Source organism: Pandoraea cepalis (assembly GCF_902459625.1).
Lineage (GTDB): Bacteria > Pseudomonadota > Gammaproteobacteria > Burkholderiales > Burkholderiaceae > Pandoraea > Pandoraea cepalis.
Window position 1 is genome coordinate 18,826 of record NZ_CABPRY010000022.1, and the last position, 9,268, is coordinate 28,093.

Consider the following 9,268-nt stretch of genomic DNA (forward strand, 5'->3'; position numbering starts at 1 on the left):
ACGCGAAAGTCGTATTGTAGCGAGCATGAACGGCAACGCGGCATCAAACCAGCGCGCCACGCAGCACGCGACGGCAGCTGGCGACCATGCACGCTTCAGTATCCTGGTAGCCCATGAGCACCCAGGCGGTGCCGGCGTTGGTCATTGCGCCCACGAGCGCCAGGCCGACGATTCTCGCCTGCGCTTGCGCGTCCTCACCAATGGGCGCCGGTGCGTCGGCCATCGCCAGGATCAGCTTCGCGAACTCGAAGATGTAGCGCTGATACGTCTGGTCCGTCTCCGGACTCACCCCCATCACTTCGAGCAGCAAGACGCGCGCTGCAGGCGGTTGTCGCAAAAACGCGAAGAAGGTGCGCAGGCCAGCGTCGAGGCGGGCGTCCAGGGTCGGTGCGCTCTCGGCAACGGCGGCCTGCAACTGGCCGAGCAACGATTGCGCATGATGGGCATACGTCGCGCGCAGCAAATGCTCGAGACTCTCGAACGCCGCGTAAAAGTACCGGTCGTTGAGCTTGGCCAGACGACAGACCGAGCGCACCGTGGCGCGGCGAAAACCCACGGTGCCGAAGACTTCCGTGGCGGCGTCGATCAGCGCCGCACGGCGCGCCTGCTCTCGCTGCGCCTGCCCCACGCCACCGTAGCGCCGTCCGGGCGTCGCCCCGGGCGGTGTCGCGTCCGTGCCGGCCTGTGCCGATGCCGATGCTGTCGACGCGGTATCCCTCGATTCGAGTCCTTGTTCCATTTCGCTATTTGACATCACTCGGATGCAAAACTAAAGTGGTGACACGTATCACCACATTATAGGCAGCGCGATACCCGTAGCCAAACGGCCTATCGACGCGGCGCTGATGGGAGACAGCACCATGAAGACATTCACGGACAAGGTGGCGGCCATCACCGGCGCAGGCTCCGGCATGGGCCGTTCGTTGGCGCTTGAGTTGGCGCGGCGAGGGGCGCATCTCGCGTTGTCCGATATCGACGAAGCGGGCGTGACGGACACGGCCATCGCCTGCCGCGCCTTCGGCGTGCGCGTCACATCGTGTCGGCTCGATGTGGCCGACCGCGCGGCCGTCTTCGACTGGGCCCGCGAGACCGCCGCCGCGCACGGCAAGGTCAATCTCATCTTCAACAATGCAGGTGTCTCTCTATCGGTGCCGGTCGCGACCGCACGCCATGAGGACTTCACGTGGCTGATGAACATCAACTTCTGGGGCGTCGTTCACGGCACGCAGGCGTTCCTGCCTTACCTCACCGCGTCCGGCGACGGCCACATCGTCAATACATCCAGCCTGTTCGGCCTCATTGCGATGCCAACGCAATCCGCGTATAACGCGAGCAAGTTCGCCGTGCGCGGGTTCACCGAGGCGCTGCGCATGGAGCTCGATCTGGCGAATGCCCCAGTGTCCTGTACCTGCGTGCATCCGGGCGGCGTAGCGACAAAAATCGTGCAGGCCTCGCGCATCGATGACAGCATTGCCGCGCTCACCGGCGTGGATGCACTCACACACCGGCAACGTGCGAACCAACTCATCGACGTGACGAGTGCTGACGACGCCGCGCGGCAAATGCTGGCAGGCGTCGAGCGCAATGCGCGGCGTGTGCTCGTGGGCCCCGATGCGCGCCGCGTCGACAAGCTGGCCCGCCTGCTGGGTGCGCGCTATCAAGGCATGGTCGTATGGTTCTACCGGCGCACGGCCATGTCGCGCAAACCGTCGTCGAACAAAGGCCGCGCGACAACGCGCCCCACCACGCCCCAGTAACGGACGACGGCCGAAGGACATCGCGATGAACACCCACACCACAACCACCGATATCGCCAGCGCCGCCACGGATCTCGACGTCATCGTCGTTGGCGCCGGGCTCTCCGGCATTGCCGCCGCGCATTACCTGCGCGAGCGCTGCCCGAGCACCCGCTTTGCGATGCTCGAAGCGCGCCAGTCGCTGGGCGGCACGTGGGACCTCTTCCGCTACCCCGGCGTGCGCTCGGACTCCGACATGTTCACGCTGGGCTTCAGCTTTCGCCCCTGGCCAAGTGACCAGGCGATTGCCGAGGGCGGCAAGATCCTTGACTACCTGAAGGACACGGCCCACGCGGAGGGTCTGGACACGCGCATCCGCTACGGCCACAAGGTGCTTGAAGCCCGCTGGGATTCGAGCATCGCCCGCTGGACGCTGGACATTGAACGCACTAACGCCGACGGCGCTCAGGATACGCAATCGCTCACGTGTCGCTTTCTCTTCATGTGCAGCGGGTATTACGCCTACGAGGCCGGACACACGCCGACGTGGCCGGGCACGGACACCTTCACCGGCACCGTCGTCCATCCGCAGCATTGGCCGGCCGATCTCGACTACCGCGACAAGCGCGTCGTCGTGATCGGCAGCGGCGCCACGGCGGTGACACTGCTGCCGAGCCTGGCGGCGAGCGCGGCGCACGTCACAATGTTGCAACGCTCGCCAAGCTACATCCTGTCGATGCCGCAGCGCGACGGCGTTGCCGAACGGCTGCGCGCGTGGCTGCCGGCGCGCGTTGCGCATCGCATCGTCCGCATGAAGAATGTGCTGATTGCGCTTGGCTTCTACCAGGCGGCGCGACGCTGGCCGCATGCCATCCGCCGCGTGCTGATCCGGCGCGCGGCGCAACAGGTGCAGGGTCATGCCGACGTCGCACGCGATCTCACGCCGCGCTATCAGCCTTGGGATCAACGCCTTTGTCTCGCGCCGGGCGGCGATATCTTCAAAGCACTGCGCGGTGGACGAGCGGCCATCGTGACTGACGAGATCGCGTCGTTCACGCCACGCGGACTGGCACTCAAGAGCGGCAAGACGCTCGACGCCGACATCGTCGTGACCGCCACCGGCCTGCGCGTGCAACTGATGGGGGGCGCGCGCCTGCGGGTCGACGGCAAACCGGTGGATCTCTGCGACGCGGTCGCCTACAAGGGCATGATGTACAGCGACGTGCCCAATCTCGCGTCGATTTTCGGTTACACCAACGCGTCGTGGACGCTCAAGGCCGAGTTGATTGCGCAATACGTCTGCCGCCTCATCAATCATATGAACGCACACGATGTCGACACCTGTGTGCCGCGCCTGCGCGAAGGCGAGCATGGCGAGTTGCCGGCCATTGGCCTGACGTCGGGCTATATTCAGCGCGCCGCGGGCGTGCTACCGAAGCAAGGGCGGCGCAAGCCTTGGGTGTTCTATCAGAGCTACCTGCGCGATCTCCGACTGATGCGCTGGGGCAGCGTCGACGACGGCGCCATGCGCTTCGAGCGTCGCGCCACGCGCTCGGTCGCCCAGGCCACAACGACGCGCGCTTCCGATACGTCGAGTGCAGTGGCCACTCCAGCGCGCTAGTGCGCGTCCTTCGACGACGTCTCGCAAGACACGCCGCCCGATAGCCAACCCATGCCGCGCGTTGCTACGATGCGGCCTAAGTTAACTTGCCTGCGGATCCACTCGACGCCATGCTCATCGTCTACTTGTTGGGTTGCCTCGCCATTGCGATTGCCGCCGTGGTGTTCGTGCTGAGACGCTTCACGCGCCGCGTCGAGCGTCGCGCCGAGGCGGCCGTGCCACCGGACGGCCAATATCTCGACATCGATGGCGACCGCCTGCACTACGTCGACATCGGGCGTGGACCGGCCATCGTGTTCATCCACGGCCTTTGCGGCCAGTTGCGCAACTTTGCCTATCTGCCGCTGGAGACGCTGGCCCGAACACATCGCATCGTACTGATCGACCGCCCAGGGTCTGGCTACTCGACGCGCAACGCGCTGCGCGACGGCGGCCTCGCGTCACAGGCGAACGCGGTCGCGCGCTTGATCGACGCGCTCGCACTCGACCGGCCGCTGGTCGTGGGTCACTCACTGGGCGGCGCAATAGCGCTCGCACTGGCGCTCGACCATCCGCAGCGAGTGGGGGCGCTCGCGTTGATCGCCCCGCTGACGCAACCGGTGTCCGACGTGCCGGCGCCGTTCCGCTCGCTCGCGATTCGCAATGCCGGGTGGCGTCGCTGGATCGCGCGCACGCTCGCCGTGCCTGTCGGCATGATGACGGGCCGCACGACGCTCGCCTATGTCTTCGGCCCGGAAGACGCACCAAAGGACTTCCTCATTCGCGGTGGCGGCGTGCTCGGCTTTCGTCCCGGCAACTTCGAGGCCGGCTGCGCCGACGTGCTCGCCGCCGAACGCGACATGCCTGGCCTCGCCGCACGTTACGCCGCGTTGACCGTGCCCGTCGACATTCTCTACGGGCGCCGCGACCGCATCCTGGATTGCCATGTGCATGGCGAGACGATGCCGGCGCTCAGCGAGCGCGTGCGCCTGACGCTCGTCGACGGCGGGCACATGCTGCCCGTGACGCAACCGGAAGCGACCCTGCAATGGTTGCAGGACGTCGTTGCACGCATGCCCGCGCCGCAATACGGCGCAGCCCAACCCAACATGACGGTGCCGATCTGCGTGGCGAACGACGCTGACTGAGCGCCACGACCCTGGCGACTTCGCCTGAGCAACGCTGCCCAGGCGCACGACACCATCGCGTCGCCGCCGACGACCCCGACGTCCCTGTCGCGCATCGGCGGCCACCCCGCGTGCGGCGGCGTCCGTCCAATGGCAAACTAGGGACTTTCCGATTTCGCGCGGCAGATGCGCGCACGTCTCATGTCCGATCGTCCTGAAGGCCCCTCCGGGCCGTCCAGCTTGCGCATGGCCGCCAGTCTCGTCACGCTGCGCGAGCGCGCAAGCGGCATGGAAGTCTTGTTGCTCCGGCGCGCCGTTCGGGCGAACGACCATAGCTCCGATGCCTACGTCTTCCCCGGCGGCGTTGTCGATGCGGCCGATGCTGCCGGCGCATTCGGCCACGCCGCCTGCGGCGGCCTGGACGACGCCACTGCCAGCCAGCGCCTGTCCCTCGCGCACGGCGGCCTCGATTACTACGTGGCCGCCATACGTGAGTGCTTCGAGGAAACCGGCGTGTTGTTTGCCGACGATGTCTCGGGCATGCCGGTCGACGCAGCTCGCCTCGTCGCCATGCGCGCGCAACGCGATGCGTTGCATGACGGACGGATCGATCTGGTGTCGCTATGCCGATCGTTCGGCGTCAGGCTCACGCCGGAACGTCTGCACTATCTGAGCCACTGGGTCACGCCTTTGGGTCTGCCGAAGCGCTTCGATACGCGGTTCTTTCTGGCGATGCTGCCCGCGGGCCAGCAGGTGGAAGTCGATCAGGTCGAGACGGCGGCGCACCGCTGGATGCGCCCCCAATATGCGCTCAAGCACGCCGATCAACTTCGGCTGTTGCCTCCCACCCGCAAGCTGCTGCAATGGCTCGACGGTGTCGGCACGGCGGATGCCGCCCTGGCGGCCGCCAGGGCGCTGGCGGCGGTGCCACGCATTCAGCCGCGACTGGCCACCGGCAAACGCGGCCGCTGGCCGGTCACGCCCGACGAGCCGGCATGGGCCGAACTGACACTGACGGATCCCCATGAACTTGGCACCGGCAGCTACGACATCGTGCCTGGGCGTAGCGTGACGCTGATGCCGGGCGTGCTGCGTCTCACCGCCCCGAATCCCGGCATGATGACCGGCCCCGGCACGAACACGTACCTCCTGGGCGGTGGGCCCGACAATGCGTGGGCCGTCATCGATCCGGGCCCGGATGACCCGGCGCACATCGACGCGATTCTGGGCGCGGTGCCCGGCGACATCCGGCAGATCTTCGTGACGCACACCCACCGCGATCATTCGCCGGGGGCGCGCCGGCTAAAGGCGACGACCGGTGCAACGACGTACGGCATGCGCGCGCATCACGACGAGGGGCAGGACGCCGCGTTCATCCCTGACGTGGCGCTCGCCGATGGCGATGCGGTGCCCTTGCCGGACGGCCGAATCTTGCGGGCCATTCATACGCCGGGGCACGCGGCCAATCATCTGTGCTTCGGACTGGACGACGCGGCGCTGGTCTTCACTGGCGATCATGTCATGCAGGGTTCGACGGTCGTCATCAACCCGCCTGACGGGCATATGGCGACCTATCTGGCGTCGCTCGCGAAGCTTGCGGCACTTGCGCCTGCGTGGCTCGCGCCGGGACACGGCTTCGTGATGGATCGGCCGGCGCAGCGGATTGCGCGGCTCATGGCGCATCGACTCGCGCGCGAATCGCGCACGCTCGAGGCGCTTGCGCAAATCGGCCCGGCCACGCTCGACATGCTCATTCCGGTGGTCTACGCCGACGTGCCCCTGGCACGTCACGCAGTGGCGCGGCGCTCGCTGCAAGCGCATCTGGAGAAGCTGGCGGAGGATGGCCTCGCGGCAGTGTCACCAGATGCGCGGTGGCGGCGTGTCGGAACGATGGCGGCAGGGTGACGCCCACTGGCGTGGGTCGACGTCAGTCGTAGGCGTCGCCGAGCAACTCGTCTACGATGCGTTCCCCCGCCTTGCGCCCGGCCATTTCGGCGTCGAGGCGATTGTCGCGATGCCCGTCGGGGGATCGCACCTCCGGCCCCTCCGGCTTGCCGTGCCGGATGACCTGGACCAGGGAGTCCCACGGTCCCGCGTACTCATTCTGAAAGGCCCGCACGCGAATCTGATAACCCGCGCGATAGTCGTAGACCTGCTCGTGCGATGCATAGCTCATGACGGACTCCGCTTGTCTTGAAAACGCCCTGCCCTGTTAAAAAGCGTAGCACCTTCACCCTTCATCGGCCACATAGAGGCTTGACTCCAAACGAGAGAACAATGCCGCGAACCGGCGAAAAAAAACCCACCTGAGCGAGGTGGGTTTCAAAGCCGGGACGCATGGGGCACCATGACACGCCCGGGAAGACAGGGTCATGCGAACATGACGAGCCCATTATGGACGGACGCGCTCCCTCGGGGCGCGTGTGCCATGCTTGGAATTAGACATAGATCAAATGTTGCGATGTTGAGAGCGTCGTGTGGGGCGCGTCGGCGGATTGCGCAGGCAAAATGCGGGCTGCGCTGACGCGCGGACATCGTCGAGCGCCCGGCGCCCGCTGTGCACGAGATTCGCCCAAGGGGGCAACTTCCGCCGGGCGGCGCATTGGCCACGGATCAACGAGATCATGGCGCCTTCATCGAATTCGGCTATGCTGACGACAAAACAAGCCGAGACGCTGGCAAAACGACACGACATGGGGATGTCGCCCGAGGGAACGGGGTCGTATTGTCTGGCAACTGCGTCAGTAGGCAAAACATCATAATCAGTCACGCGGCCATGCCCATTTCGGCAGTTTTTATCAGCATTGCGGTTCTGTCTTGCGTCATGAGCGTAGCCGTTCTGGGTTCGTTGTTCGGAACGAAAGTCCCGGGGGTACGCCTATGGTGTTTTGCGAGCGCACTCCTGGCGATCGTGGCGGCCCTGCTCCTGACGGGACCCTCGGACATTGTCGTCGCGGTATCGAGCAGCGGGCTGCTCATCGCCTCGCTGATCGGCTTGCACGGCTTCCGGCAATTCCTCAACGCCCGAGCCTCGTACGCCTGGGAGTATGTCGCGCTCGGCGTCATCCTCGTCATGCTGATCTACTGGACCTTTCTTTCGCCCCACGTCGACGCTCGCAGCACCATGATCTCGGGGTGTATTGCTTACGTCCGCTTCAGTATCGGTGGGGCGGTGCTGAAATACCGACCGCGGGAACGCCCTAAATACGCGTATTACTTTGTGGCCATTGCAGCGATTCTCGGTGCTGTTGTGCATGCCGTTCGTTCCATTGCGTATGGATTGGGTCTGGCGCATGAATCCACGTTCCTGCAACCGACGCCGTTGAACGTCATGTTCCTGGGCATGGCGACGCTGACCTTGCCGTGTCTGTCGGTCGGCATGGTGCTGTTGGCGCACGACCGGCTGGCCGACCGCATGGAGCGCCTGGCGACGTTCGACGACCTGACCGGCCTGCTCGCGCGGCGAGCGTTCATCGCGCGTGCGGAGGCCATCGCCAGGGAGTGCGCCCACAAGCATTCGACGTTTTCGATCGCGATTCTGGACATCGATAACTTCAAGAGCATCAATGACCGTTATGGGCACGCGGCGGGAGATCTTGCGCTTGCGCATGTGGCGTCGTTGATCGCCGGGGCGGTGCGCGCCACCGACATCGTCGGGCGCATTGGCGGCGAAGAGTTTGCGTTGTTGCTGCCGGGTGAAACCCGGGAGCATGCGGGACACCTCATCAATCGGTTGCGCGACATCGTGGCCACCTCGGGCTCCTGTGTGCCCGGCAGGGAGGTGATGTCGACCCTTAGCGCGGGCGTCGATGCGTTTCGCGATGGCGACACGTTGGCGTCCGTGATGGCGAGAGCCGACGCGGCGCTTTACGCTGCAAAGGCCAAGGGCAGGAATTGTGTCGTGGTCGCGCCCGCGATGGAGCCGCTGCCTATCGTTGTCGAGCACGGGAATGGCGCCGGCGTCGGTGGCAAGACCGCAGTTGGCTGATGCTGGAGTAAGACTTTTGGAGAATTCCCGAATCGGGAGAGAAATGACGCGCGAAACGCTTTGAACTACAAGGGAATTTTGGGGTGACCGATGGGACTCGAACCCACGACGACTGGAATCACAATCCAGTCATGAAACCTCAATTTCTTCTTATTTTTCATTTAGTTAGCGGAGTCGATTTGTCAACCACAGTGGGGCATACCACCACCGTGGCATAAGGCTCACCGGGGTGCCGTTGACAAAAAATCGCACTGATTTAGCTCAGCTATTCATCTCTGCCGGAGTGCGGGACTCGAACCCCAGCACAATCCTTATAGCTTAAGGCTTTCAGGCGATACACTGGCACAATGCTGGCATTGCGGATCTCAACCGAATTCGTAAAACGTAAGAGCCTATTTCGCGGCGCTCGTTTGTAGGCGCAACATCGAACAACGACAAGAATGAATACCAATCCCACCGTTCGCGTTTTCGCACCTGAATACTGGGGCGAAGTCGGAAAGTTCAAACAATTTTACGCCACAACCCACAACTTCAGTTCTGCCACGAAGAAGGCTGTATCGGGCATCGGGGGACATTTTGACAAGGCAATCAAGCTGCACACCCTCGCGCAAAAGCTAGTGCCAAGCATGGGCATCGACAAATCGGAGTTGAAAGAAAAAGGCTACACCTCAGCCACCAATTCTCAAGAGGTGTCAGCCGTTATTGAAGAGGTCTTTACCGAACTGTATTCAACAATCGATTGTGACCTGTCCTGAAAATTTCGTACCAATCAAATCTAGGGATAATGGCTCCTCAGCTCAGATGAGGAGTTGGTATG

Annotated in this window: 8 protein-coding genes; 6 read left to right on the forward strand and 2 right to left on the reverse strand. The window is 64.2% G+C overall.

Annotated elements, in window-relative coordinates; genetic code table 11:
- Positions 1–43: 43 nt before the first annotated feature.
- Positions 44–754: a TetR/AcrR family transcriptional regulator gene (locus PCE31107_RS23000; protein WP_150610767.1), complete on the reverse strand. Its 711-nt coding sequence runs from the start codon at positions 752–754 to the stop codon at positions 44–46.
- Between the two features lie 106 nt (positions 755–860).
- Here PCE31107_RS23000 and PCE31107_RS23005 point away from each other — a divergent pair, with 106 nt between their 5' ends.
- The 4 genes from PCE31107_RS23005 (at position 861) to PCE31107_RS23020 (ending at position 6,368) form a co-directional block, all read left to right on the forward strand.
- Complete coding sequence (locus tag PCE31107_RS23005; RefSeq protein ID WP_150610768.1) at positions 861–1,757, forward strand: SDR family NAD(P)-dependent oxidoreductase; 897 nt, start codon at positions 861–863, stop codon at positions 1,755–1,757.
- Positions 1,758–1,782: 25 nt separating this feature from the next.
- Positions 1,783–3,357, forward strand: coding sequence for a flavin-containing monooxygenase (locus PCE31107_RS23010; RefSeq protein ID WP_150610769.1), 1,575 nt, complete (start codon positions 1,783–1,785; stop codon positions 3,355–3,357).
- A 110-nt stretch (positions 3,358–3,467) separates the two neighbouring features.
- Positions 3,468–4,484: an alpha/beta fold hydrolase gene (locus PCE31107_RS23015; RefSeq protein ID WP_150610770.1), complete on the forward strand. Its 1,017-nt coding sequence runs from the start codon at positions 3,468–3,470 to the stop codon at positions 4,482–4,484.
- A 180-nt stretch (positions 4,485–4,664) separates the two neighbouring features.
- Complete coding sequence (locus PCE31107_RS23020) at positions 4,665–6,368, forward strand: MBL fold metallo-hydrolase (protein WP_150610771.1); 1,704 nt, start codon at positions 4,665–4,667, stop codon at positions 6,366–6,368.
- 22 nt (positions 6,369–6,390) lie between these two features.
- On the opposite strand, the gene PCE31107_RS23025 is transcribed toward PCE31107_RS23020, so the two are convergent.
- Positions 6,391–6,639: a hypothetical protein gene (locus tag PCE31107_RS23025; protein ID WP_130025680.1), complete on the reverse strand. Its 249-nt coding sequence runs from the start codon at positions 6,637–6,639 to the stop codon at positions 6,391–6,393.
- A gap of 648 nt (positions 6,640–7,287) precedes the next feature.
- Here PCE31107_RS23025 and PCE31107_RS23030 point away from each other — a divergent pair.
- Together PCE31107_RS23030 and PCE31107_RS23035 are read left to right on the forward strand one after the other, a co-directional pair.
- Complete coding sequence (locus PCE31107_RS23030) at positions 7,288–8,451, forward strand: GGDEF domain-containing protein (RefSeq protein ID WP_246181949.1); 1,164 nt, start codon at positions 7,288–7,290, stop codon at positions 8,449–8,451.
- Between the two features lie 440 nt (positions 8,452–8,891).
- The gene (locus tag PCE31107_RS23035; protein ID WP_150610773.1) at positions 8,892–9,206 is read left to right on the forward strand and encodes a hypothetical protein; all 315 of its coding nucleotides are present in this window, start codon (positions 8,892–8,894) and stop codon (positions 9,204–9,206) included.
- Positions 9,207–9,268 lie beyond the last annotated feature (62 nt).

Coding starts and splice junctions, on each gene's coding strand:
- PCE31107_RS23000 (WP_150610767.1), bottom strand. CDS start 754: ATGTCAAATAGCGAAATGGAACAAGGACTCGAATCGAGGGATACCGCG.
- PCE31107_RS23005 (WP_150610768.1), top strand. CDS start 861: ATGAAGACATTCACGGACAAGGTGGCGGCCATCACCGGCGCAGGCTCC.
- PCE31107_RS23010 (WP_150610769.1), top strand. CDS start 1,783: ATGAACACCCACACCACAACCACCGATATCGCCAGCGCCGCCACGGAT.
- PCE31107_RS23015 (WP_150610770.1), top strand. CDS start 3,468: ATGCTCATCGTCTACTTGTTGGGTTGCCTCGCCATTGCGATTGCCGCC.
- PCE31107_RS23020 (WP_150610771.1), top strand. CDS start 4,665: ATGTCCGATCGTCCTGAAGGCCCCTCCGGGCCGTCCAGCTTGCGCATG.
- PCE31107_RS23025 (WP_130025680.1), bottom strand. CDS start 6,639: ATGAGCTATGCATCGCACGAGCAGGTCTACGACTATCGCGCGGGTTAT.
- PCE31107_RS23030 (WP_246181949.1), top strand. CDS start 7,288: ATGAGCGTAGCCGTTCTGGGTTCGTTGTTCGGAACGAAAGTCCCGGGG.
- PCE31107_RS23035 (WP_150610773.1), top strand. CDS start 8,892: ATGAATACCAATCCCACCGTTCGCGTTTTCGCACCTGAATACTGGGGC.